This is a genomic window from Streptomyces sp. NPDC086519 (assembly GCF_040686075.1).
Classification (GTDB): domain Bacteria; phylum Actinomycetota; class Actinomycetes; order Streptomycetales; family Streptomycetaceae; genus Streptomyces; species Streptomyces shenzhenensis.
In genome coordinates, this window is sequence record NZ_JBFBJL010000002.1 from 344,205 (window position 1) to 367,116 (window position 22,912).

General features: G+C 72.9%; 19 protein-coding genes. 7 read left to right on the plus strand and 12 right to left on the minus strand.

The annotated features are described in order from the left end of the window. Nucleotides 1-118: 118 nt before the first annotated feature. Entirely contained in the window at nucleotides 119-1,564 is a 1,446-nt protein-coding gene (locus tag AB0P24_RS03785) for a hypothetical protein (RefSeq protein ID WP_365790555.1), read from the plus strand. Nucleotides 1,565-1,630: 66 nt separating this feature from the next. On the opposite strand, the gene AB0P24_RS03790 is transcribed toward AB0P24_RS03785, so the two are convergent. The 6 genes from AB0P24_RS03790 to AB0P24_RS03815 all read right to left on the minus strand — a co-directional run bounded on the left by AB0P24_RS03790 (nucleotide 1,631) and on the right by AB0P24_RS03815 (nucleotide 8,422). Beyond that, nucleotides 1,631-2,686: a LacI family DNA-binding transcriptional regulator gene (locus AB0P24_RS03790; RefSeq protein ID WP_365790556.1), complete on the minus strand. Its 1,056-nt coding sequence runs from the start codon at nucleotides 2,684-2,686 to the stop codon at nucleotides 1,631-1,633. Nucleotides 2,687-2,781: 95 nt separating this feature from the next. Continuing rightward, a complete protein-coding gene (locus tag AB0P24_RS03795) occupies nucleotides 2,782-4,239 on the minus strand; it encodes a GH1 family beta-glucosidase (RefSeq protein WP_365790557.1) in 1,458 nt (485 codons plus the stop codon). Nucleotides 4,240-4,494: 255 nt separating this feature from the next. After that, nucleotides 4,495-5,415, minus strand: coding sequence for a carbohydrate ABC transporter permease (locus AB0P24_RS03800; RefSeq protein ID WP_365790558.1), 921 nt, complete (start codon nucleotides 5,413-5,415; stop codon nucleotides 4,495-4,497). Between the two features lie 14 nt (nucleotides 5,416-5,429). Beyond that, on the minus strand, nucleotides 5,430-6,422 hold the full coding sequence (locus AB0P24_RS03805) for a sugar ABC transporter permease (RefSeq protein WP_365790559.1): 993 nt from the start codon (nucleotides 6,420-6,422) through the stop codon (nucleotides 5,430-5,432). A gap of 534 nt (nucleotides 6,423-6,956) precedes the next feature. Next, a complete protein-coding gene (locus tag AB0P24_RS03810; protein ID WP_365790560.1) occupies nucleotides 6,957-7,106 on the minus strand; it encodes a hypothetical protein in 150 nt (49 codons plus the stop codon). Then, nucleotides 7,106-8,422, minus strand: coding sequence for an extracellular solute-binding protein (locus AB0P24_RS03815; RefSeq protein ID WP_365790561.1), 1,317 nt, complete (start codon nucleotides 8,420-8,422; stop codon nucleotides 7,106-7,108). Before AB0P24_RS03815 ends, AB0P24_RS03810 begins: the two co-directional genes overlap by 1 nt. A 628-nt stretch (nucleotides 8,423-9,050) precedes the next feature. Between AB0P24_RS03815 and AB0P24_RS03820 the strand changes: the two genes are divergently transcribed. Then, nucleotides 9,051-10,466 (plus strand): GH1 family beta-glucosidase, encoded by a 1,416-nt coding sequence (locus AB0P24_RS03820; RefSeq protein ID WP_365790562.1) that lies wholly within the window; start codon nucleotides 9,051-9,053, stop codon nucleotides 10,464-10,466. 58 nt (nucleotides 10,467-10,524) lie between these two features. On the opposite strand, the gene AB0P24_RS03825 is transcribed toward AB0P24_RS03820, so the two are convergent. The 3 genes from AB0P24_RS03825 to AB0P24_RS03835 all read right to left on the minus strand — a co-directional run bounded on the left by AB0P24_RS03825 (nucleotide 10,525) and on the right by AB0P24_RS03835 (nucleotide 14,261). After that, a complete protein-coding gene (locus AB0P24_RS03825) occupies nucleotides 10,525-12,003 on the minus strand; it encodes a cellulose binding domain-containing protein (RefSeq protein WP_365790563.1) in 1,479 nt (492 codons plus the stop codon). 132 nt (nucleotides 12,004-12,135) lie between these two features. Beyond that, a complete protein-coding gene (locus AB0P24_RS03830) occupies nucleotides 12,136-13,554 on the minus strand; it encodes a HAMP domain-containing sensor histidine kinase (protein WP_365790564.1) in 1,419 nt (472 codons plus the stop codon). Then, a complete protein-coding gene (locus AB0P24_RS03835) occupies nucleotides 13,551-14,261 on the minus strand; it encodes a response regulator transcription factor (RefSeq protein WP_365790565.1) in 711 nt (236 codons plus the stop codon). Before AB0P24_RS03835 ends, AB0P24_RS03830 begins: the two co-directional genes overlap by 4 nt. A 98-nt stretch (nucleotides 14,262-14,359) precedes the next feature. Here AB0P24_RS03835 and AB0P24_RS03840 point away from each other — a divergent pair, with 98 nt between their 5' ends. After that, nucleotides 14,360-14,884, plus strand: a complete 525-nt coding sequence (locus tag AB0P24_RS03840) for a hypothetical protein (RefSeq protein ID WP_365790566.1) — start codon at nucleotides 14,360-14,362, stop codon at nucleotides 14,882-14,884. Nucleotides 14,885-15,051: 167 nt separating this feature from the next. On the opposite strand, the gene AB0P24_RS03845 is transcribed toward AB0P24_RS03840, so the two are convergent. Together AB0P24_RS03845 and AB0P24_RS03850 are read right to left on the minus strand one after the other, a co-directional pair. Continuing rightward, a complete protein-coding gene (locus AB0P24_RS03845) occupies nucleotides 15,052-15,924 on the minus strand; it encodes a fused MFS/spermidine synthase (RefSeq protein ID WP_365790567.1) in 873 nt (290 codons plus the stop codon). A 36-nt stretch (nucleotides 15,925-15,960) separates the two neighbouring features. After that, nucleotides 15,961-16,338, minus strand: coding sequence for a hypothetical protein (locus tag AB0P24_RS03850; RefSeq protein ID WP_365790568.1), 378 nt, complete (start codon nucleotides 16,336-16,338; stop codon nucleotides 15,961-15,963). A 254-nt stretch (nucleotides 16,339-16,592) separates the two neighbouring features. Here AB0P24_RS03850 and AB0P24_RS03855 point away from each other — a divergent pair, with 254 nt between their 5' ends. Beyond that, nucleotides 16,593-18,062, plus strand: coding sequence for a hypothetical protein (locus AB0P24_RS03855; protein ID WP_365790569.1), 1,470 nt, complete (start codon nucleotides 16,593-16,595; stop codon nucleotides 18,060-18,062). Between the two features lie 241 nt (nucleotides 18,063-18,303). Here the strand turns inward: AB0P24_RS03855 and AB0P24_RS03860 are convergent, their stop codons facing one another. Next, nucleotides 18,304-18,900, minus strand: coding sequence for a histidine phosphatase family protein (locus AB0P24_RS03860; protein WP_365790570.1), 597 nt, complete (start codon nucleotides 18,898-18,900; stop codon nucleotides 18,304-18,306). Nucleotides 18,901-19,123: 223 nt separating this feature from the next. Between AB0P24_RS03860 and AB0P24_RS03865 the strand changes: the two genes are divergently transcribed. The 3 genes from AB0P24_RS03865 to AB0P24_RS03875 are packed head-to-tail and all read left to right on the plus strand — an operon-like array spanning nucleotide 19,124 to nucleotide 22,768. Next, nucleotides 19,124-20,077 carry a phosphatase PAP2 family protein gene (locus tag AB0P24_RS03865; protein WP_365790571.1) on the plus strand — a complete coding sequence of 318 codons (954 nt, stop codon included), beginning with the start codon at nucleotides 19,124-19,126 and terminating at the stop codon, nucleotides 20,075-20,077. Beyond that, complete coding sequence (locus AB0P24_RS03870; RefSeq protein WP_365790572.1) at nucleotides 19,974-21,182, plus strand: hypothetical protein; 1,209 nt, start codon at nucleotides 19,974-19,976, stop codon at nucleotides 21,180-21,182. Before AB0P24_RS03865 ends, AB0P24_RS03870 begins: the two co-directional genes overlap by 104 nt. After that, nucleotides 21,173-22,768, plus strand: a complete 1,596-nt coding sequence (locus tag AB0P24_RS03875; RefSeq protein WP_365790573.1) for a hypothetical protein — start codon at nucleotides 21,173-21,175, stop codon at nucleotides 22,766-22,768. Before AB0P24_RS03870 ends, AB0P24_RS03875 begins: the two co-directional genes overlap by 10 nt. The last annotated feature ends 144 nt before the right edge of the window (nucleotides 22,769-22,912 follow it).

Below are 22,912 nucleotides of genomic sequence, written 5' to 3' on the forward strand. Positions count from 1 at the left end.
GGTACACGGGGCCGGACTCGCGGAACGTTCAACAAATTCCGCGTCAGGTTCGAACTTTCCGGCCGGGCGGCCCCGTGTAGTCGGTGCAACGCAACACCGGACGACATGGGTGGACACGATGAGCAACGGCGCGGGCCAGGTGCCCGACCATCGGCCGAGAACGGTCACGGCACACCGCCTCCGGCAGGTACTGCGGTACGCCCTGACAGCTCTGCTGGCGGCGTTCCTGGCGGCGGCCGGCGCGGCCGGTTCCGCCGCGGCGGCGCCCTCCGGCGACGACCTGATCAAGGTGTTCGTGGTCCAGGACCCGGCGCAGACCGGCGGGCAGCTCGCCACGTTGCAGTCGATCGCCGCGGCCACCCTGGGAGACGCGGCGCGGGCCGACGAGATCTTCGACCTCAACCGCGGTCTGACGCAGAAGGACGGAAGTGCCCTCAGCAGTCCCGGCGACCAGCTGCACCCGGGCTGGATACTGCGGCTGCCGACGGACGCCTCGGGAGCCGGGGTGCAACTGGCCAGGGACACCGGGGGCCAGAGCGGTGCCTCCGCTCCCCCGGCCTCCGGCTCGTCGGCTCCGCCGGGCGCGGGCGGCGGGCAGTCCACCATGCTCACCATCCCGCTGGCCGCCGCGATCGCGCTGCTCGGCGCGATCCTGCTCGCCCTCGTCACCGCGGGCATCGTGGCCCGCCGGAAGGTGGGTGCCTGGTTCGCCGCCGCCCGCCGGGGCCTGGGCAGGCTGGGCGAACCGGTACGCCGGCGCCGCCTGCTGACGCATCGGCGGGCGACCAGCCGCTGGTTCGACGCGGACGTGGACTCCGTACGGCGTGCCTACGGCGCCCTCGGCGAGTTCACCGCCACGCACGGGGAGTCCGAGCGGCCGGTACACGCGCTGAGCGTCGACGACGCCGGCACGACGGTGTGGCTGGCGGCCTCCGATACGGCCGTGGCTCCGTGGACGAGCGTCGGCAGCACACGCTGGCGCCGCCCCGCGTCCGCACCGGACCGGCAGCCCTCGGCCGACGACGGCCCGGCCGCACGGGCCGTCGTCACCACGGCCTGCCTGGTCCGCCCCGGCACGGACACCGACGGCCGGCCCGTGTTCGTCGACCTCAGCCGCCTGGACGGGGTCCTCAGCGTGACCGGTGAGAAGCTGGTGGCGCGTGACGTCGTGCAGAACCTGCTGGCGGAGATCGCCCGTACCCGTCCGGGCACTTCGGTGACCGTACTGCGCGCAGCGGCCGACGCTCCGCCGCTCGCCGTGCCGCCGGGCCTCCGGCAGGTGCCGCAGGTCGCTCCCGCTCAGGCCGCGGCCGCTTCGGTTCCCGTGCGGGGCACGGTGCGCGGTGCCGCCTCGCGTCGGCCGCTCAGGGGGCTGGTCGTGGTGGCGGGCACGCCGAGCGGGCGGCAGGCCGCCGAACTGGCGGCCCTGTGCGGCCCCGGCGGTGCGGGCTGGACCGGGCTCGTCTACGGGGAGGCCCAGGACGCGCACTGGCGCTGGTACACCGACGGCGACGGCCGCGTCGACATCCCTGTGCTGGACCTCAAGCTCACGGTGCCGGCCTGAGCGGAGTGGCGGCGGACCGCGTCCGGCCGCGCACCCGGGACTTCACCGCGCGTCGACCTGGAGGAACTAGGAGGACGCCCGGGTCACCAGCGCCGTCGGCAGTACCGCGTGCCGGCGCTCCGGTCCCCGGGCGGCGGCCGGACGCCGGTCGGCGATCTCGGCCAGCAGCAGGTCGATCATCGCGCGGCCCATCTCCTCGATCGGCTGGCGCACGCTGGTGAGCGGCGGGTCCATGTGGCGGGCGATGGCCGAGTCGTCGTACCCGACCAGCGCCACGTCCTCGGGGATACGGCGGCCCGCCACGCGCAGCACCTGGCGGGCGCCCGCCGCCATCACGTCGGAGCCGGCGAACACGGCGTCGAGGCCGGGCTCGCGCTCCAGCAGCCGGGCCATCGCCCGCCGGCCCCCCTCCTCGGTGAAGTCACCCGGCTCGATCAGGAGTTCGTCCGGCTCACGGCCGACGTCGAGCAGGGCGTCGCGGTAGCCGTCGACGCGGCGCTGGGCTCCGTACACGTCGAGCCGGCCGGTGATGTGGGCGATGGTGCGGCGGCCGCGGGCCAGCAGGTGCTCCACGGCCGACCGGGCCCCGCCGTAGTTGTCGGAGTCCACCGAGGTCAGCGTCTCCTCCGCCGAACGCGGGCCGCTGATCACGGCCGGGATCTCCAGCTGGGCGAGCAGGTCGGGCAGCGGGTCGTCGGCGTGCACGGACACCAGCAGCACCCCGTCCACCCGGTGCGCGGCCAGGTACTGGGCGAGCCTGCGCCGCTCGCGGTCGCTGCCCGCGAAGATCAGCAGCAACTGCATCTCGGTGTCGGAGAGTTCGGCACCGACGCCGCTGAGCATGTCGGAGAAGTACGGCTCCGCGAAGAACCGGGTCTCCGGCTCGGGAACGACCAGCGCGATCGCGTCCGTGCGGTTGGCGGCCAGCGCGCGGGCGGCGGTGTTGGGGACGTAGCCGAGTTCGTTGACGGCCGCCTCCACGGCCGCGCGGGTCGCGTCGCTGACCCGCGGCGAGCCGTTGATCACCCGCGACACCGTGCCGCGGCCCACGCCGGCCCGGGCGGCGACCTCCTCCAGGGTCGGCCGCCGAGCGCCCCGGCCCCGCTCACCCTTGACCGCCATAGTCGCCGCCTTCCGTTCGCAGCCCTCAGGCCAGGAAATGTAACAGCCGTGACCCGGCCGCTCCGGGCCCCGTCGCCCCCCAGGGCCGTACCGGGTCAGCCCTGCTCACCGGTGCTCGGCAGCGCGTTCTGGCGGATCACCTCCGCGTACCAGTGTGCGCTCGCCTTGGGGATGCGGCGCTGGGTGCCGTAGTCGACGTAGACGGCGCCGAAGCGCTTGGAGTAGCCGTAGGACCACTCGAAGTTGTCCAGCAGCGACCACAGGAAGTAGCCGCGCACGTCCGCTCCGTCGGCGACGGCCTGCCGGACGGCCTCCAGGTGGGAGTGGAGGTAGGCGATCCGCTGCGGGTCGTTCACCCGGCCCTCGGGCGAGATGTAGTCGTCGAAGGCGGCGCCGTTCTCGGTGACCATCAGCGGCAGCGCCGGGTGCGAGGCCGCCAGGCCGGTCAGCAGGGTGTGCAGTCCGCTCGCGTCGATGGCCCAGTTCATCGCGGTGAGCTGGTCGTTGGCCAGGTGGAAGGCGACGTCGTCGGCGCCCGTCCACGGCGAGTGGGCGCTGGCGCCGTGGCCGTCGTCGCGGGTACTGGCGCCGCCCTCGGCGGCCGCGGAGACCACGGTCGGCGAGTAGTAGTTGACGCCGAGCAGGTCGATGGGACGGGAGATCTCGGCCAGGTCGCCGTCGTGCACCAGCTCCGCCCAGTCCACGAGGTGCCCGGTGTCGGCGAGCAGGTCCTCGGGGTAGGCGCCGTCCAGGATCGGGCTGGTGAAGACCCGGTTGCCGACCGCGTCGATACGGCGGGCGGCCTCGGCGTCCGCGGCGCTGTCGCTGAGCGGGCGCACCTGGTGCAGGTTGAGGGTGATGGAGGTCTGCGCGGTCGACGGCAGGTTCTCCCGCAGCGCCCCGATCCCGAGCCCGTGGGCCAGGTTCAGGTGGTGCGCCGCGCGCAGGGTGGCGGCCGGGTCGGTGCGCCCCGGGGCGTGCACGCCGGAGCCGTAGCCCAGGAAGGCGCTGCACCAGGGCTCGTTGAGGGTGGTCCACACACCGACGCGGTCCCCCAGCGCCCGGGCCATGATCTCGGCGTAGTCGGCGAAGCGGTGCGCGGTGTCCCGCTGCGGCCAGCCGCCCGCGTCCTCCAGCTCCTGGGGCAGATCCCAGTGGTAGAGGGTGGCGACCGGGGTGATGCCCGCTTCGAGGAGTTCGTCGGTAAGGCGCCGGTAGAAGTCCAGGCCGCGCTCGACGGCGGGCCCCCGGCCGGTGGGCTGCACCCGGGACCAGGAGACGGAGAACCGGTAGGCCTTGAGGCCGAGGTCCTTCATCAGCGCCACGTCGTCCTTGTACCGGTGGTAGTGGTCGGCGGCGATGTCACCGGTGTCGCCGTTGCGGACCTTCCCGGGGGTGTGGCTGAAGGTGTCCCAGATGGACGGCGTACGACCGTCCTCGGCGGCGGCGCCCTCCACCTGGTACGCGGCGGTGGCGGCACCCCAGACGAAGCCGGGCGGGAAGGAGGCGTCTGAGGCCGACTGGGCAGTGGTCTCGGTTCGTACGGCGGTCATCGTGAGAACGCTCCCGAAGTGGCGTGGGGAAAGGGAAGGGGGAAAGGGGGGATAGGGGGATAGGGGGAAAGGGGGAAAGGGGGAAAGGGAATCGGACACGGTCCTGCTGCGGCGAGGGGCGGCCGGGTCGCACGCGGGCGCCCGGCCGGGTACGGGCCCCCGCCTGGGCGGACCCGTACGGGACGGCGGGTTGCGCGGACCGCCGGAACGCGGTGGGACGGGCCGCCGGAGACGGGTGGGGCGGCCCGCCCGGCGTCAGCCCTTGACGGCGCCCGCCATGATGCCTCCGACGATCTGCTTGCCGAAGACCACGAAGACGAGCAGCAGCGGCAGGGTGCTGATCAGCGCGCCGGCCATGACGATGCTCTGGTCGGGGGTGTAGGAGGCGCTGAGCTGCCCGAGGGCGACCTGGAGGGTGGGGTTGTCCTGGCTCAGGGCGAGGAAGGGCCAGAAGAAGTCGTTCCACGCCTGGACGAAGGTGAGCATGCCGAGCACCATCATCGCGGGCCGGGCCGCGGGCAGCACCACGTTCCACACGATGCGGATGTTGGACGCCCCGTCCACCTTGGCCGCCTCGATGAGTTCGTAGGGCAGGGCCTCCAGCAGGTACTGGCGCATGAAGAAGACACCGAAGGCGCCGACCAGGGTCGGGAAGATCACCGACTCCAGTTTTCCGCCCCAGCCGATGTCCGCCATCATCATGAACAGCGGGACCACGCTGAGCTGCGGCGGGATCGTCAGGGTGGCGATGACGGCGGTCATCAGGGCGCCCCGGCCGCGGAAGCGCATCTTGGCGAAGGCGTAGCCGGCCAGCGTGCAGAAGAACAGGGTGGCCGCGGTGATGCAGCCCGCCACGATGACGCTGTTGACGATGGCCTTGCCGAGGTGGGCCTGTTCCCAGGCGGTCTGGAGGTTGCTCCACAGCCTGCCGCCCGGCAGCAGCGGCGGCGGGCTGTCGAGGACGCGCTGCTGGTCGTGCGAGGCGGCCACCAGCGTCCAGTACAGCGGGAAGATCGAGCCCAGGCCGACGACGACCAGGGCGAGGTAGGTGAGGGGGCCGCCCTTGAGCTGCTGCCCGGCGCCGAGCTTGAGACGGACGCGGTTCCGGGCCGGGGAGGCGGCCGGCGGCACCGGGTCGAGGCCCGGTGCGGTGTTGGTGGGGCTGGTCGTGGTCATCGATATCGCTCCCGTCAGGCCGCGCTCTTGCGCACGAGCCGGCCGACGATCCAGTTGATCAGGGCGATGAGCAGCAGCAGGGCGAGCATGGCCCAGGCCACCGCCGCGGCCGGACCGAGATGCCCCAGCTTCCAGCCGTAGTTGTAGAGGTAGATGCTGAGGGTTTCGTACTGGTGCTCGTTGCCGCCGGTGGAGCCGAGCGTGCCGCCCTGGAGCAGCAGCGGCTCACCGAACAGCTGCATGGAGCCGATGGTCGAGATGACGATGGTGAACAGGATCGTCGGCCGCAGCGAGGGGATGGTCACCTTGCGGAACTGCTGCCAGCGCGTCGCCCCGTCGATCGCGGCGGCCTCGTACAGGTCGGTGGGCACGGCCTGCATGGCCGCCAGGTAGATCAGCGCGTTGTAGCCGGTCCAGCGCCAGATCACGATGACCGAGATGGCGATCTTGGAGGTCCATTCGCCGTTGCCCCAGTCGGTGTTGCCGATGCCGACGAAGTGCAGCACCCAGTTGAGGATGCCGCCGTCGGCCCGGAACACCAGGGCGAAGACCAGGGCCGCGGTCGCCACCGAGGTGGCGTACGGGGTGAGGACGACCGTCCGCCAGAACGTGCTGGCGCGCAGCTTGTAGTTGAGCAGGTGGGCGAGGCCCAGCGCCACGAGCAGCTGCGGGACGGTCGAGATGACGCCGATCAGGAAGGTGTTCGTGACGGCCGTCCAGAACTCCGAGTCCTGGAGGATCTTGGTGAAGTTGTCGAAGCCGACCCACTCAGACGTGCTGAGGCTCGTCATCTCCACCCGGTGCAGGGCGATCCAGCCCGTGTAGAGGAGCGGGTAGAGCCCGAAGGCACCGAAGATGAGGAAGAACGGAGCGATGTACGCGTACGGGGACGCGAGGTCGTCGAAGCGCCACAGCCGGCTGCGCCAGGTGCCGCGTCCGTTCGGTGCGGCACCGGAGCCGCCGGCGGGCGGGGTGGGGGCACCCCGTGTGGGTGTCGTCGTTGCCACGGGGGATTTCCTTCCTGGGGGTTCGGCCGGATACGGGGCGGGGATGTCGGGGTCTCCCGCCGGAACGGAACCGGGCGGCCGGCCGGCGGACTGCGGGCCCGGGTTCCGGGCTGGGGCCCGGACTCAGGGCTGGGGGCTCGGGCCCAGGCCGCGGGCCCGAGCCCAGGCTGCGGCTCGGAGTCGGACTCGTACTGCGGGCTCGACGCCGGACTCGAACTGCGGGGCCGGAGCCGGACTCGTACTACGGGCCCGACGCCGGACTCGAACTGCGGACTCGTACTGCGGACTCCGCGTCGGACTCGAACTACGGGCCCGACGCCGGACTCGAACTGCGGACTCTGCGTCGGACTCGAACTACGAGCCCGACGCCGGGTTCGTACTGCGGGCCCGGACTCGGTGAGGAACCGCTTCTCCGAGTCCGTGGCCTGCCGGTGTCCGTGTCTCCCGGGCCGGTCACCGGCCCGGGAGACACGGCGTGGCCGGTGCCCGGCGCGTCCTACCCACGCGCCGGGCACCGGAACCTCGTACGCCGGGCTACCGGCCGCCGTACGGCAGGCACCGGTGCCGGACGCCGCGCGGCGGGACGGCCGGTGCCGACCGGTCCCGGTGCGGAACGCGGACGGCCCACGCACCGCAGCGCGCGGTGCGGGCGGCCGGCGGAGCCACCCGCACCGCGCGGGTCATCAGCCGATCACCTTGTCGATCGCCTCGGTCGCGGCCTTCCACGCGTCGGCGGGCTTGGTGCCCCGCTGCTCCATGTTGTTGATCTGCGTGGAGATGGTGTCCTTGATCGTCGCGTCCTTCGGGCCGAGCACCGCCTCGGGGATGGACTGGGCCTCGGAGGCGTAGATCTGGCCGATCGGCGCGTTGTTGAAGTACGGGAGCGTCGCGTTCTTCACGCTGTCCAGGTCGTAGGCGCCCTTGTTGGACGGGAAGACGCCGATCGCCTTGAACACCTCGGCCTGCTGCTCCGGAGCGGTCAGCCACTTGACGAGCTCGGCGGCCTCCTTGGCGTGCTTGCCGCTCTTGGGCACGGCCAGGAAGGAGCCACCCCAGTTGGCCGCGGTCGAGCCGGGGGCCTTGGCTATGTCCCACTTGCCCTTGAAGGCGTCACCGGAGTTGGTGGAGATCTGCCCGGCCATCCAGGCGGGGCAGGCCACGGTCGCCACGCTGCCCTTGCGCAGCGCCGCCGTCCAGGCGTCGGTGAACTGCGCCAGACCGTGGGTCAGCTTCTTCGACGCGGCCTCGGCGGCCAGGTTCCAGCCCTGCTGCACGGAGGGGCTGTCCTTGTAGATCGGCTTGCCGTCGGCGTCGTAGTACTGCTTCGCGGAGGAGCTGACGACCGCGTTGTACATGGCGCTCGCGGAGTCCATGAAGTAGGTGCCGGACGGAGCCTTCTTCTTGTACTGCTCGCCGAGCTTGAGGTAGTCCTCCCAGCCGCCGGCGACGGCCTTGGCGACGGCGTCGCGGTCGGTGGGCAGACCCGCCTGCTGGAAGAGGTCCCGGCGGTAGCACAGGGACATCGGGCCGATGTCGGTGCCGGCGCCGATGACCGTGCCGTCCGAGGCGGTGGCCTGCTTCTCCTTCCAGGAGACCCAGTCGCTCACGTTGATCGTCTTGCTCAGGTCGGTGAACTTGGCCGCCTGGGTGTCGACGACCTCCTTGATACGGCCCACCTCGATGCCGGTGACGTCCGCCAGGCCACTGCCCGTGTTCAGCTGCTGAAGGAGCTTGGGGTAGTAGTCCTGCTCGTTGGCGGTGGTCTCTTCCTTCACCGTGATCTTCGGGTGCAGCTTGTGGTACTTCGCGAACAGGTCGGCTTCCTTGTAGCCGAACTGCCCGAAGTCCGCCACCGTGAGAGTGATGTTCCCGTTGGAGTCCGAGGCGTCCGAGTCGCTGTTGCTGCTGCAGCCGGTCAGCAGCAGTGCCGAGGCGGTCAGGACCGTTGTGGTCAGGGCCGCCGCTCTGTGGCCGCGACGACCGGTACGGGTGATGCGCATTCCACTACTCCTTGTTCCAGTGGGGAACGGGATCTCAGGAATCAGACCGCCGGGGACCGGCGATCCGGACCTGCCCTCTCGGTGCGAGCAGCGGCCAGCCCACAGCACTGTACGTGCGGTGAAAAGGTGCTGGTCAACGGGGTTCGGTGACGACAGAGGGATAGGCCATGGGGTGGTTCGCTCCGCACGGGAGAGATTCCCCGGCTTCCCGTGGGACCGCTCCCACGCGGCATGCCGGAAGACTGGTTCCTGTCGGGCCGACTGTCAAGACTTGAAAACGGCGTTGTTGCCTAAGCGTGTTCCGGACGTCACGGGAACGTGTCGCACCGGGGCGTTTCACCGGCGCGACATCAGCCTGCCTCATCCAGGAATCACGCAGGTCACAGGCGCGACGACCGCCGACACCCCAAGGGGGGCGCGGCACATCGCCGCACGCTCGGGGTTTCCGGGACCCGGGCGCGGCACGCTCGGACCGGGCGCCGAGAGGTGAACGATGGGCTTTTCGGAGCGCCTTCGGTGAACTGGAGGCCCGGCACCCCTGGTGCGACCACGGGAGCCGGCTGCCCCTCTTTGCCATGGGAGCGCTCCCATGCATAATGGCGCCAGCCGACACCATGGGAGCGCTTCCATGCCCGATCCGCTGACCGAGAGTTTTCCTCCCGCCTTCCTCTGGGGCGCCGCGACCTCCGCGTACCAGATCGAGGGGGCGGTGCGGGAGGACGGCCGCACCCCCTCGATCTGGGACACCTTCAGCCACACACCGGGCAAGACCGCCGGCGGCGACACCGGGGACATCGCCGTCGACCACTACCACCGCTACCGCGACGACGTGGCGCTGATGGCGGACCTCTCGCTGAGCGCCTACCGGTTCTCCGTCTCCTGGCCGCGCGTCCAGCCGACCGGCCGCGGCCCGGCCGTCCAGGTGGGCCTGGACTTCTACCGCCGACTGGTCGACGAGCTGCTGGCCAAGGGCATCAAGCCCGTCCTCACCCTCTACCACTGGGACCTGCCGCAGGAACTGGAGGACGCGGGCGGCTGGCCGGAGCGGGACACCGCGTACCGGTTCGCCGAGTACGCGCAGATCGTCGGCGAGGCGCTCGGCGACCGGGTGGAGCAGTGGACCACGCTCAACGAGCCGTGGTGCAGCGCCTTTCTGGGGTACGGCTCCGGGGTGCACGCGCCCGGCCGTACCGATCCGGCGGCCACCCTGCGCGCCGCGCACCACCTCAACCTCGCGCACGGCCTCGGCGCCTCGGCGCTGCGAGCGGTGATGCCGGCCCGCAACCAGGTCGCGATCAGCCTCAACTCCGCGGTGGTACGGCCGCTGTCGCAGGACCCGGCCGACCTGGCGGCGGTCCGCAGGATCGACGACCTGGCCAACGGGGTCTTCCACGGCCCGATCCTGCACGGCTCCTATCCGCGCTCGCTGTTCGAGGCGACGGCGTCGGTGACGGACTGGTCGTACGTCCGGGACGGCGACCTCGCCGCCGTCCACCAGCCGCTGGACGCCCTCGGCCTGAACTACTACACGCCCGCGCTGGTGTCGGCGACGGCCCGGACGACCGCCGGGCCGCGCGCGGACGGCCACGGCGCCAGCGACCACTCCCCGTGGCCGGGCTCCGAGGACGTCACCTTCCACCAGACGCCGGGCGAGCGCACGGAGATGGGCTGGACGATCGACCCGACGGGCCTGCACGAGCTGATCATGCGCTACAGCCGGGAGGCGCCGGGCCTGCCCCTCTACATCACCGAGAACGGCGCGGCCTACGACGACAAGCCCGACCCGGACGGCAACGTCCACGACCCCGAGCGCATCGCGTACCTGCGCGGCCACCTCTCGGCGGTGCGCCGGGCGATCAGCGACGGGGCGGATGTGCGCGGCTACTACCTGTGGTCCCTGATGGACAACTTCGAGTGGGCGTACGGGTACGGGAAGCGCTTCGGCGCGGTGTACGTCGACTACGCGACGCTCGCCCGGACCCCGAAGTCGAGCGCCCGCTGGTACGCGGAGGCGGCCCGCACGGGCACCCTGCCGCCGGCCTGACAGAAGGCCACGGGGCGCGGCACCCGCAGGTGTGCCGCGCCCGTCTCACCGGGACCGCTCAGCCGATCGCGGCGAAGGCCTTCGAGAAGGCGTACTTGTCCTGGACGATCGAGCTGCAGGTGGCGTCGGCGGTGGACTTGGCGCCGCCGGCGCACTGCTGGTCGCGGGTGGCCGACCACATCGAGAGCCCGCCGAGGCCCTTGGCCTTGGCGAAGTCGGCGAGCTGGGTGGCGTCGTCCACCTTGAAGACCTCCGAGGAGACGTCGTTCACGCCGATCATCGGGGTGACGGCGACCGACTTCCAGGCGGCGGAGTCGGAGAGGCCGAGGACGCTCTTGATCTGGGCCTGGGTGGCGGTGGCGGCCTGGGTCGCGTAGGTGCCCATGTCGCCGTTGTACGAGGCGCCGTAGTCCATGGCCATGATGTTGACGGTACTGATCTTCACACCGTTGGCCTTGGCGTTGGAAAGCAGGTTCACGCCGTCCTGGGTGAGGCCCTCCGGCATCACCGGGAGGGTGAAGGAGACGTCCAGGCCGGGGTGGCTCGCCTGGAGCACGGCGATGGCCTTGGCGCGGTTGGTGTTCGCCGTGGTGTTGGGCAGCGCGCCGCCTTCCACGTCGAAGTCGACCTTGGTCAGGTCGTAGGCGTCCACGACCTTGCCGTACGCCGTCGCCAGCGCGTCCGCCGAGGAACAGGTGGTGGCGAGTTCGGAGCCGGAGGCGCCGCCGAAGGAGACCCGGACGTCACCGCCCTTGGCGCGCAGGGCGCCGATCTGGGACGCCACGCCATCGCTCGCCAGGTCCGTCACCCCGCCCCACTTGGGGGTGCAGCCGCCGCCGTCCGTGACGAAGGCGAGGTTGAAGTTCTTCACGCCGGTCGCGTTCGCGGCGGCGAGGAGGTCGAACGCCGGGTAGAGGGAGGTGTCGACGTACGGGGCGAAGCCGGCGGAGGCGGTGGTGCCGGATCCGGTGCTCTGGGTCGGGGAGGCGGTGGGGGTGGCCGTCGGGGTGGGGGTGGCGGGGGTGGAGGCCGTGGCCGTCGGGGTCGGGGTCGCGGACTGCGTCGGGGTCGCGGACTGCGTCGGGCGGCCGCTCGGCTCCGGGGTCGCCGTGCCGTCCGCCGAACAGCTCGCGTTGTCGATTCGGCAGCCGGTCGGGTCCCCGCTGCCGTTGACCACGAAGCCGACGGTGTCCGACTCGCCTGCCGCGAGGCCGTCCGTGTCCCACTTCGGCGGCTTCACGGTGACGTGCCGGCCGCTCACGGTGTACTCGGCGTTCCACAGCGAGCTGAGCTTGGCACCGGCCGGCAGGTCGAACTCCAGGGTCCAGCCCTGCTCCCTGGCACCGCTGTTGTTCGTGACGACGTACTGCGCGGTGTACCCGGTCGACCAGTCGCTGGTCTTCGTGTACGCGGCGTCGACCCCGGCCGCCTGCGCGATGCCGCTGAACAGGACCGCCCCGCCACCGACCACGGCCGCGGCGACCAGACCGCCTATGACCTTGTTCCTGCCGCTGATTCTGCGCCGGTGCGTACTCATGCCGTGCCTGCCTTCGCCTGCCGGAGGGGGTGGGGTGCGGCAGCACGCTAGCGACCGGCAATCGGACAAACAGCCTGATAGGGACGGCGGTTGAGGATCTTAGGACGCGCTTAAGGAAGGCATCGGAAACGGTTAAAGGTCGAGACCAATTCTCCCGCTGCCCCTTCTCGCCGTATCCCCGGGCTGCCTGCGCGAACGGCGTCGGCGCACCGGCCCCCGGTGCCCCTTGCGCTCCGGCTTCCCGCCGTCCAGCTGGATCCAGATCCGCACCTCGGTGCCGCCCAGCACCGACGACCCGATCCGCACGTCCCCGCCGGTCGACTCGGCGAGCCGGCGAACGATGTCCAGCCCGAGCCCGGTCGACCCGGCCGCCCCGGAACCCCGCCCGCGGGCCATCGCCGCCTCCGGATCCCGGATGCCCTGCCCCGCGTCCGAGACCAGCACGATCACCGCGTCCTCCGCGTTGTGCACGTCGACCGCGAAGGCGGTGCCCTCGGCGGTGTGCCGGAAGACGTTGCCGAGCAGCGCGTCGAGCGCGGCGGCCAGGTCGGCGCGGGCCACGGGGATGCGCACCGGCCGGTCCACGCCGGCCAGCCGCCACTTGCGGCCCTCGTCCTCCGCGAGCGCCGACCAGAACCCCATCCGCTCCCGCACCACCTCGGCCGCGTCACACCCGGCGCCCGGCCCCGCGGCCGCCGTCTGCGGCTTGGCCTCCCGCGCGGTCCGGATGATGGTGTCGACCTCGCGCTCCAACTGCGCGACGGCGGCCCGGGTCTGCTCGGCGGCGGTCCCGTCCCCGAGTGAGGCGGCGTTCAGCCGCAGCACGGTGAGCGGAGTACGCAACCGGTGCGACAGATCAGCGGCCAGCTCCCTCTCGTTGGCGAGCAGTTGTACGACCTGATCGGCCATCGAGTTGAACGCGACCGCCGCGAGCCGCAGTTCGTCCGGCCCCTCCTCGGGCACCCGTGCCCCCAGCTTGCCCTCCCCCAGTTCGTGCGCGCCCTCGGCCAGCCGCTGGGCGGGCTGCACCATCCGTACGCCCAGCCGGTCGGCGACCGCGACCGAGCCGACGATCAGCGCCAGGCCGACGGCGGCGAGCACCGCCCAGGCCGTGCCGACCCCGTTGGTCACCTCGGACTCGGGCACGTAGACCTCGACGACCGCGATGGCACCGGAGCTGAGCGCGACCGGTTGCAGCAGGGTCGACCCGCCGTCGACCCCGGTCGTGGAGGCCCGCCCCAGCTTCCGTACCGCCGCGATGTCCTGATCGGCGGCGCGCCGCCGGCCGATGTCGACGGCGGCCTGGCCGCCGGCCGCCGGTATGTGCACGGCCATGCCCCGGTCGGCGCCGGCCGAGGCCACCACCCGCTCCAGCTTGTCCTGGTCGGTGGTGATGGACAGGGCCGGGGCGACGGCGGCGGCCTCCCGCTCGGCGTTGGAGAACGCGCGGTCGCGGGCCAGCTCCCTGACGACCAGGCCGAGCGGAACGGCGAAGGCGACCACGACCATCGCGGTGACCGCCAGGCAGACCTTGACCAGCGCCCATCTCATCCGACCGGCCTCGCTTCCCCGCCGGGCGGCTCCAGCTTCACGCCGACCCCCCGCAGTGTGTGCAGATACCGCGGCCGGGCCGCCGTCTCCCCCAGCTTCCGGCGCAGCCACGACAGATGGACGTCGATGGTCTGGTCGTCCCCGTACGACTGCTGCCACACCTCCGCCAGCAGCTCCTTGCGCGGCACGACGACCCCCGGCCGCCCGGCGAGGAAGGCCAGCAGGTCGAACTCCCGCCGGGTGAGGTCGAGCCGGACCCCGTCCAACTCGGCCTGCCGGCGCAGCGGATCGACGGCCAGCCCGCCGACCCGCAGCACACTCGACGGCGCCGCCTCACGCCCGCCCGAACGCGCTCGGCGCAGCACGGCGGCCATCCGCGCCGACAGGTGCTCGGCGGAGAACGGCTTGGTCAGATAGTCGTCCGCGCCGGCGTTGAGCAGCCGGACGATCTCCGCCTCGTCGTCCCGGGCGGTGGCGATGATGACCGGCACGTCGGTGATGCCGCGCAGCATCTTCAGCGCCTCCGAGCCGTCCAGGTCCGGCAGTCCGAGGTCCAGCACGACCACGTCGAAACGGAAGTGGGCGACCTCGCGCAGCGCCTCCAGTGCCGTACCGACGCTGCGCACGGTGTGCGAGGCGTCGGTGAGCTGCCGGATGAGCGCCGAGCGTACGAACTGGTCGTCCTCGACCACGAGCACACTTGCCATGCGCCGCACCGTACGCCATGCGGCAGGCGCCGGTCGGGGCCTGTGGATAACTCGGGTCGAGTGCGCACGGCGGTACCCCTGAGGCAGTATGGCCCGCGATGCGCAGAGGACTCGTACACGTGATGGCCTGGCTGCTCGCCACGGGCGCGGCGGTCACGCTGTCGTGGTGGGGCGTCCACACGGTGGTGGCGGCCACGGCCTACGACCCGCCCCGCGCCCTGCCCGTCACGGCGGCGGACGACGACCCGACGACGCAGGGCGCCAAGGCGCTGCCGTCGCCCACGCCCCGCACGCCGAGCCCCTTTCGCACCGCCACCCGACGCCCGTCGGCGACCCCCGCCCCCACGCTCGCGCACCCCCCGGCCCCCACCCCGAGCCCGTCGGCCACCGCGACCGCTTCGGGCCAGGTCAAGGCCTACGACACCGACGGCGGCCGGGCGGTGTTCGACCTGGGCGAGACCAGCGCGACCCTGGTGTCGGCGACACCGGGCACGGGCTGGTCGATGCAGGTCTGGAAGACGCAGACGTGGATCCGCATCGAGTTCAGCAGGAGCACGGACCGGGTGTCGGTGTTCTGCACCTGGCACGACAGCCCGCCGCAGGTGCAGGTGGAGACGTACTGAGAGCGCTTGGCCGGCTGGGGCCGGGGGCGGGGACGCTCACCGGCGCTTGCCGGGTGCTGCCCGCGGCTTGTAGGACACGGCTGGGCAGCGCCCCGCCAGGGGCGCGGGGCTGTATCGATGTGCGGCTCCGCCGCGTGGGCGCGGCCGGCCCCCACTCACCCGCACCGTTACCGGAACACCGAAGGCGGCGGAGAAGGCGAAGCCACGGCCACTGCGTCCGTCACGGCCACCGCCCCGCCGGTGAAGTCCCTCAAGGACCGCCCGTGTTCGACCCGCCCGGAGTGCGGGTCGGACGCGCAGCGCCGGGTCAGCTCGCCGACCGGCAGCTGGACGTCGGCCGCCACCAGCACCGCGTTGCCGAACCGCTTCCCCCGCCAGACCGCGGGATCGGCCACCACCGCGAGCTCCGTGAACCGCGCCCCCGCGGTGGCGATCTGCCCCTTCAGGTGGGCGAGCGGCGGCCCGTCCGCGAGGTTTGCCGCGTAGACACCCCCCGGCCGCAACACCCTCCGCACGGCGTCCAGGAACTCCGTGGACGTCAAGTGCGCCGGAGTGCGTGCCCCGCTGAACACATCCGCTATGACCAGGTCCGCCCATCCCTCCGGGACCTTGCCCAGCCCCTCCCGGGCGTCCACGGACCGGACCCGTATCCGCGCGCCGGGATCCAACGGCAGCTCCCGGCGTACCAGTTGGACGAGGGCCGCGTCCCGTTCCACGACCTGCTGGGTGGACCGGGGCCGGGTCGCCGCGACGTACCGTGCCAGGGTGAACGCCCCGCCCCCGAGATGCACGACCTGCACGGGCCTGCCCGGCGGTGCGACGAGGTCGATCACGTGGCCGAGCCGGCGCTGGTACTCGAAGGAGAGGTACCCGGGGTCGTCGAGGTCGACGTGGGACTGCGGGGCGCCGTCGATGAGCAGCGTCCAGGCCCGGCCGCGGTCGGGGTCGGGGACGAGCTGGGCGAGGCCGCCGTCGACGGTCTCGACCACGGCGCCGGCGGCGGCAGCCGACCGGCGCCGGGAGTTACTGGACTTGCCCATTCCGCCATCTTCCCAGGCGGCGGCCGTCCGGGGAATTCAGCAGCAGCTGTCCGCGGCCGCGATCATCCGGGCCGCCTCCCCGAGCGCCCGGCGCAGCACCGCCGGGTCGGTCGCCAGGTCGGCCTCGCCGGGCGGCAGCAGCCAGTCGGAGCCCTCGACGGGGGGCTCGGGGCTGAGCGGCAGCCCGCACCCGTCGGTCTCGGTGCAGGTGCTGCCGGGAACGTCCCAGCCCGCCGCCGTACCGGCCGGCACCACGAAGCCGAGGGTGCCGCCGCCGTCGTCGTGGAGTACGGGCCCCACCGCGTCCCCGGTTCCCCGGCGCAGGATGTCGACCGCCTCCAGGCCCTGCCGGGCCGGCACTGTCACAAGGTCGCACCCGGCATCGTCCGGATCGTTGCTCTGGCTGGTCTCCATACCGGCCTCCACCACGCAGCTTCTTGCCGTCCACGACGTCCAACGCGCCAGAGCGTCAACGGCTACGGCGGAAGTCAGCCGCAAAGGATGGCAGTTCATGGCAGATCGTGGATGAGATATCCGGTTTGTAGCTAAACCCTGCGTCACGGGTCCGACACAGCAGGTACCTTCTTGCCCGCCGGAATCAAGGATCCACTCGGACAACTCACCACGAGTCCGGCATGGTTCGACGGTTCGCACGAGAGGACCCGGCCATGGCGTCGCCAACCACGAACTCGCCGCAGCCAGATCGACCGGTACGGCCGAACCTCGCCTTCCGGCAGGTACGCGGCCGGCACTCACCGGCCGAGTTCGCCGCGCTGGTACGGCGTGCCGCCCGCGAGATCGGCGAGCGGGTGAGCTGTGACGCGCGCTACATCGGCCGGGTCGAGGCGGGTGAGATCCGCTGCCCGAACTACGCGTACGAACGGGTGTTCCTGCACATGTTCCCCGGTCGCACGCTCGCCGACCTCGGCTTCGCGCCCCGCTCGTCCGTCCGCGGACGCGCGGCGCGGCCGCCCGAGGACATGGCCCCGGCCCTCGCCACCGGTGAGACGCAGGAGGCCATCGAGCCGTATGACCCAAAGGACGCGCACCACTCGAATGAACCGCACGAGACGCGGAACCCGCAGGACCCGTACGAGACGCACGACGACTACGAGGAGAGCGACGTGCTGCGTCGCCTATTCATGACCGGCGGGGGCGCCACGGTGGCCGCCGCCACGCTGGGCCCCCTGGGGTTCACCATCGACGCCGTGGCGGCGGACCGGCCGGTGCGCCGCGCCGGGTCCTCGCACGCGGCCGCCCTGGAGGAGGCCGTGCGCCGGATCCGGCTGCTGGACGACCGGCACGGCGCGGACGGGCTGTACCGGCGCGCGGCGGCTCCGCTGCGCGCGGCGTACGCGCTGCTCGACGCGGGCGCGACCCGGCAGACGACCGCCGAGCGGTTGCACTCGGGCGCCGGTGAACTGGCCATCTCGGTGGGCTGGCTGGCCCATGACTCCGGCCGCCTCGACGACGCCCGCTCGCACTACGCGGAGGCGCTGGCGACAGCGCGGATGACCGGGGATCCGGGGCTGGAGGCGCACGCCTTCTGCAACACGGCGTTCCTCGCGCGCGACGCCGGGCGCCCCCGGGAGGCGGTACGCGCGGCACAGGCCGCGCAGCGGGTCGGCCGGACCGTCGGCTCGGCCCGCCTGATGTCCCTCCTCGCCCTGCGCGAGGCGGGCGGCTGGGCGGGGCTCGCCGACCGCACCGGCACGGAACAGGCGCTGGCCCGCGCCCAGGCCCTCTTCGAGCGGGGCCACTCGGACGCCGACCCCGAGTGGATGAGCTTCTACGGAGAGGCCGAGCTGGAGGGCCTGGAGGCGCAGTGCTGGTCCACGCTGGGCGACTGGCGACGGGCCGCCCGGCACGCGCGCCGGGCCGCAGACCTGCAGGATCCGCACTTCACGCGCAACATCGCGCTGTACACCGCGGAACTCGCCGACGACCTCGCACGCGGGGGCCGGCCCGACGAGGCGGCGACGGCGGGCATGCGGGTCCTGGACCTGCTGGACCAGGTCCAGTCGTCCCGGATCCAGGGAATGCTGGCGGGCACGGCCCGGGTACTGCTGCCGCACCGCCGCGCGAGCGGGGTCCAGGAGTTCCTGGACCGGCACGCGTCCACGCCGAGGGGCGTGTAGGGCCGACAGGGGTGGCGCCGGTGGTCGTACGGCTGCGGGTGCCTGGGGGCTGGTCGCGCCCACGCGGCGGAGCCGCACATCGACTCGGCCCCGCGCCCCTGACGGGGCGGTAGAGTCGCGTCAGCTTCCCAGCTGCGGGCAGTCCGTGCCGCAGGGCGGCACGGGTGGGCGCTGGGGGTCCCCCCGGCCGAAGGCTGGGGGAGGCACCCTGCCGGCGCCGGTAAGCGTCCCCACCCCACTGTCACCCAGCCAGGTGCCCCAAGTCGTTCCAGCTCTCGATCGCGGGCTCCCCGTACGCCCACCCCAGCACCGACAGCGACGTGGGGTTCAGCCGGATCCGGGCCGCGAATTCCAGCGGCAGGCCCAGCCACCGCGCGCCGATCGACCGCAGTATGTGCCCGTGGGCGAATATCAGCACATCGCGCTCGGCGGAGCGCGCCCAGGCGACGACCTGGTCGGCCCGCGCGGTCACCTCCGCCAGGGACTCGCCCCCGGGCACCCCGTCCCGCCAGATCAGCCACCCCGGCCGGGACGCCTGGATCTCCTCCGGGGTCAGGCCCTCGTACGCCCCGTAGTCCCACTCCATCAGCGTGTCCCAGCGGGCGGCGCGGTCGCCGAAGCCGGCGAGTTCGCATGTCTCACGCGCGCGTGCCAGCGGGCTGGTGCGTATCTCCGCGTCGGCGAGGCCGTCGAACGGCGGCCGGTGCAGGCGCTCGCCGAGCAGCTTGGCCCCCCGCCGGCCCTCCTCCAGAAGCGGTACGTCGGTCCTGCCGGTGTGCTTGCCGGACAGCGACCACTGCGTCTGTCCGTGCCGGGCCAGCAGGATGCGCGGTGCCATGGAAGGAGAACCTTTCGGGAGAAATTCGGAAGCGGGACACCTCCATCATCGCCCAGGCTGGGAAGGCGCCGGGAACGGGGCGGGACGCGGGCAACCCGGCGCGCGCTCTCCGCGTCTTTGACTCCTGAGCGCCCCGCACGGGCGGGAAATTCGCGCAACGTAAAGTGTCACGGTCGGCCCGCCGGGTGCCGCGCGGACAGCGAGAGAAGGGGGAGGCAGTCGGATGCCGCAGACCGAGATACCGGGCACCGAGGTGACTGCGCGAACCCGGCTGCGCTGGTGGACCGAGCTGCCGCTGATCCTGCTGGTGTACGGCTGCTACACGGCCGGCCGCCTGCTCGCGCGCGGGAACACGTCCGCCGCCGTCGACCACGGCCTGGCGATCCTGCGCATCGAGAAGGACCTGCGCCTCAACGCCGAGCACCCGCTCAACCGCCTGTTCACGCGCGAGCCGTGGCTCGGCGTACCGGCGGACTTCTGGTACGCCTCGCTGCACTACCTGGTCACCCCGGTCATCCTGGTCTTCCTGTTCCGCAAGCATGCCGGGATCTACCGGCGGGCCCGCACCTGGCTGATGACGTCGACGTTCATCGGCCTGATCGGCTTCACCCTGCTGCCCACCTGCCCGCCCCGGCTGCTGGCCGTGAAGTACGGCTTCGTCGACACGATGGCCCAGTACAGCTCGTACGGCTGGTGGGGCGGCGACGCCAGCGCCCCGCGCGGCCTCGGCGGGATGACCAACCAGTACGCGGCGATGCCGAGCCTGCACTGCGGCTGGGCGCTGTGGTGCGGGGTGATGCTGTGGCGCCACGGCGGCAACCGCCTGACCAAGGTGCTCGGCGTGGCCTACCCGCTGCTGACCGCGATCGTCGTGATGGGCACCGCCAACCACTACTTCCTGGACGCGGTCGCGGGCGTGTTCGTGATGGGCGTGGGCTACCTGCTGGCGCCGTCCGTGATGCGGGTCGCGGATCTCGTCAGGGTGCGGATCGCCCCGGGCGCCTCCCTCGTCACAGCGCGCTCGGGCGGCGCAGGTTCCCCGATTGTCAGTGGCGGATGCCAGACTTCGGCGGGTGAGCGAATCCCATCGCAGCGCGAGTCCCGGCTCGCCTCCGGAGCCGAACCGGACGCCGCCCCCACCGACGCGGGGGAGAGCGCTCCGGCACCGGCTCGCTGAGCTGCGCGGCCCCGACGTCCCGGCCAAGGCCCTGGACGCGCGCGCCCTCGCGGCGCTCGCCGCCAACCCGGGGTGCAGGCGCCGGGCGATCCTGGACGGCGCCGGGGTGGACAAGACCGCGCTGGCGGGCGCCCTCGGCTCGCCGTCGGCGTTCGGCCAGTCGCAGTTCGCGCTGACCCGGGGCAACGCCTTCGAGGCGAAGGTGAAGGCGGACGGCGGGGCCGAGTTGCTGCGCCTGGTCCGCGCCCACCTCGACCCGGGCGCCGAGCCGGCCGAGCGGGCCGCCGTGCCGGACCTGTCCGCGATCGGGCCCGAGGGGCGTACGGCCCGTACGGCGCTGGCGCTGCGCGAGGCCGTCGAGGCGGGCGGCTGGGCGCTGTTCGACCATCCGATGCTGGCGCTCGAGGTGGCGGGCTCCCCCGCGTTCCTGGAGCCGGACGCGGTGGTCGTGCACCCGGACGGCAGCTGGACGGTCGTGGAGATCAAGTCCTTCCCGATGCTGGACGGTTCCGCCGACCCGGCGAAGGTGGGCGCGGCCGCCCGGCAGGCCGCGGTGTACGTGCTGGCCCTGGAGCAGGTCGCGGCCCGGCTCACCCCGGCCCCGCGGGTGCGCCACGACGTGCTCCTCGTCTGCCCCAAGGACTTCGCCAACCTGCCGACCGCCGCCGCCGTGGACGTCCGCAAGCAGCGCGCGGTCACCGCCCGCCAGCTGACCCGGCTCACCCGCATCCAGGACATCGCCGACACCCTTCCCGAGGGCACCTGTTTCGCCCCGGACCTGCCGGCGGAGCAACTGGCGGCGGCCGTGGACGCCGTCCCGGCGGCCTACGCGCCCGAGTGCCTGTCCGCCTGTGAACTGGCCTTCCACTGCCGGCAGCGCTCCCGCGAGGCCGACGAGGTGACCGCGCTGGGCCGCGCGGCCCGGGCCGAGCTGGGCGGGCTGGCCACCGTCGCGGACGTGCTGTCGGCGGCGCGCGGCGAGAGCGGCGACCCGGCCGACCCGGCGGTGGCGGCCCTGCGCCGGGCGGCGGCCCTGCGCGCCGAGGCGCTGAGCGGCGTCGGTGCCGTCGTCGGTGCCGACGCCGAGGGGGCGTTGTGTCCCTGATCACCACTCTGGCCCGCCTGGAAGCGGTGAGCACGGGCATCGCGCAGCCCGCCGCGACCGTCCGCCACCGGCATCTCTCCGAGCATCCGCTGGTGTTCGTCCCGCTCACCACCTCCGGCGAGACCGGAGCCCCGCTCGGCGCCCTGGTCGGCACCGACCGGGACGCCCCGCGGCTGCTGGTCGTGCCCCAGCCGCGCGACCGGGACCTGCGGTTCGCCTTCCTCGCCGAGCTCGCCGACGTCGTCCTGCCCTACCTCGACTCCTACGCGGGCAGCGTCGAGGCCGCCGAGCGCACCGAGACCGACCCGCAGACCGGCAAGCGGGTCAAGGTCGAGGTCGAACTGTGCTCGGACGCCCCCCAGCTGATCGTCCCGGGCCGCGCCGGCATCGAGTACGTGCGGCTCCTGGGGCGGTCGACGCGGTTCCGGCGCACCGCGGAGCAGGACCCGGAGGCGCCCTACCCGGCGCCGCCCCGGGTGCCGTTGCTCGGCCGCTGGCTCACCCACTTCGGCGAGCGTGCCCGGGTCCCGGGCTCCTCCCTCCTCCTCGCCATGACGGACCTGCTGTCCCGGCACTGGGCGACCGGCCAGTCCGGCGTCGAGGACCAGCACCTGGGCGCACTGCTCGCCTGGATCGACCCTCCGGAGGGCAGCACGGGCGCGGCGGCCGCGCGGGTGGCCGAGCTGGCGCGGGACGGCGAGGGGCAGCTGCTGTGCCCGCCGGCCGGGCCCGCCACCGACCCGGCCTTCGACAACAAGCTGCTGGCCCCCGCCTTCGAGCGCTACGACCGCGCCCGCACCGCCTTCGCCGAAGCCGAGGACGGCTTGCAGGCCGACGACCGGCTGGCGATCCTCACCGCCGCCGAGCGGGAGATCCGCGCCCTGGTCGAGAGCCGTACCCGGCCCACCTGGGACGCGGTCTGGCGGGGGCTGGATCTGCTGCGCGGCCTGCCGGAGGGCGCCCGGGTCGAGGAGCGGTGGACGCGCGACCGCTGGTCGTTCACCGGCCACCGGGACCGGGTGCTCGCCGGTGAGCCCCCGCAGCCCCGGCGGGACGACGCGGTGACCGCGGCCGCCAAACTGGCCACCCGCGAGCGGGAGCAGGCCCGCCTCGACGCCCAGGAGGCGCTCGACGACCCGCTGGTGATGGCGGGGCGGCGGCTGTCCGGGGAGGCGTTCGCGGGCGAGGTCCTCGATGTCGTCATGGCCTACAGCGAGGGCAGGCGGCCCAGTCCGCGCCCGCTGGTGACCGTGCGCACGGAGGACCGGCCCCAGCTCGGCGAGCGGGCGAAGGCGTACCGCTCGCTGGGCGGCAAGCCGCAGTCGGCGGAGTTCGTCGGGTACGAGGCGGAGGGGGTCGTGGTGCTGCGCGTCCTGGACAAGATGGGCCGCGGCAAGGAACCGGAGGAGGGCTCGGTGCCGGAGAAGGGCGACCGGCTCGTCTTCACCCTGTTCGAGCACGAGCAGCGCGGCGGCGCCAGGCTGCCCGACCCGGAGGACACCCCGTGGACGCACGGCGGGCCGCCTGGTGAGACGGCCGCCGTGCCCGAAAATGCCGACCCTGTGACCGCGGAGGACATCCTTTGAACCCTCCCCCTCACGGACGAGAGGAATTCCTGGCTCACGCCGCTCGATCGCTCGGCGAACGACCGAGTCTTCCGCGATCGACACCAGCCGGGTTGGAACCAGCCCGGTTTGCCCTGGAAATCGGAAGTGCTGCGCCAGCTTGGT

Bases quoted from the DNA above. Each gene is read 5' to 3' on its own strand.
- AB0P24_RS03785 (WP_365790555.1), top strand. From the start codon at position 119: ATGAGCAACGGCGCGGGCCAGGTGCCCGACCATCGGCCGAGAACGGTC.
- AB0P24_RS03790 (WP_365790556.1), bottom strand. From the start codon at position 2,686: ATGGCGGTCAAGGGTGAGCGGGGCCGGGGCGCTCGGCGGCCGACCCTG.
- AB0P24_RS03795 (WP_365790557.1), bottom strand. From the start codon at position 4,239: ATGACCGCCGTACGAACCGAGACCACTGCCCAGTCGGCCTCAGACGCC.
- AB0P24_RS03800 (WP_365790558.1), bottom strand. From the start codon at position 5,415: ATGACCACGACCAGCCCCACCAACACCGCACCGGGCCTCGACCCGGTG.
- AB0P24_RS03810 (WP_365790560.1), bottom strand. From the start codon at position 7,106: ATGACCCGCGCGGTGCGGGTGGCTCCGCCGGCCGCCCGCACCGCGCGC.
- AB0P24_RS03815 (WP_365790561.1), bottom strand. From the start codon at position 8,422: ATGCGCATCACCCGTACCGGTCGTCGCGGCCACAGAGCGGCGGCCCTG.
- AB0P24_RS03820 (WP_365790562.1), top strand. From the start codon at position 9,051: ATGCCCGATCCGCTGACCGAGAGTTTTCCTCCCGCCTTCCTCTGGGGC.
- AB0P24_RS03825 (WP_365790563.1), bottom strand. From the start codon at position 12,003: ATGAGTACGCACCGGCGCAGAATCAGCGGCAGGAACAAGGTCATAGGC.
- AB0P24_RS03830 (WP_365790564.1), bottom strand. From the start codon at position 13,554: ATGAGATGGGCGCTGGTCAAGGTCTGCCTGGCGGTCACCGCGATGGTC.
- AB0P24_RS03835 (WP_365790565.1), bottom strand. From the start codon at position 14,261: ATGGCAAGTGTGCTCGTGGTCGAGGACGACCAGTTCGTACGCTCGGCG.
- AB0P24_RS03840 (WP_365790566.1), top strand. From the start codon at position 14,360: ATGCGCAGAGGACTCGTACACGTGATGGCCTGGCTGCTCGCCACGGGC.
- AB0P24_RS03845 (WP_365790567.1), bottom strand. From the start codon at position 15,924: ATGGGCAAGTCCAGTAACTCCCGGCGCCGGTCGGCTGCCGCCGCCGGC.
- AB0P24_RS03850 (WP_365790568.1), bottom strand. From the start codon at position 16,338: ATGGAGACCAGCCAGAGCAACGATCCGGACGATGCCGGGTGCGACCTT.
- AB0P24_RS03855 (WP_365790569.1), top strand. From the start codon at position 16,593: ATGGCGTCGCCAACCACGAACTCGCCGCAGCCAGATCGACCGGTACGG.
- AB0P24_RS03860 (WP_365790570.1), bottom strand. From the start codon at position 18,900: ATGGCACCGCGCATCCTGCTGGCCCGGCACGGACAGACGCAGTGGTCG.
- AB0P24_RS03865 (WP_365790571.1), top strand. From the start codon at position 19,124: ATGCCGCAGACCGAGATACCGGGCACCGAGGTGACTGCGCGAACCCGG.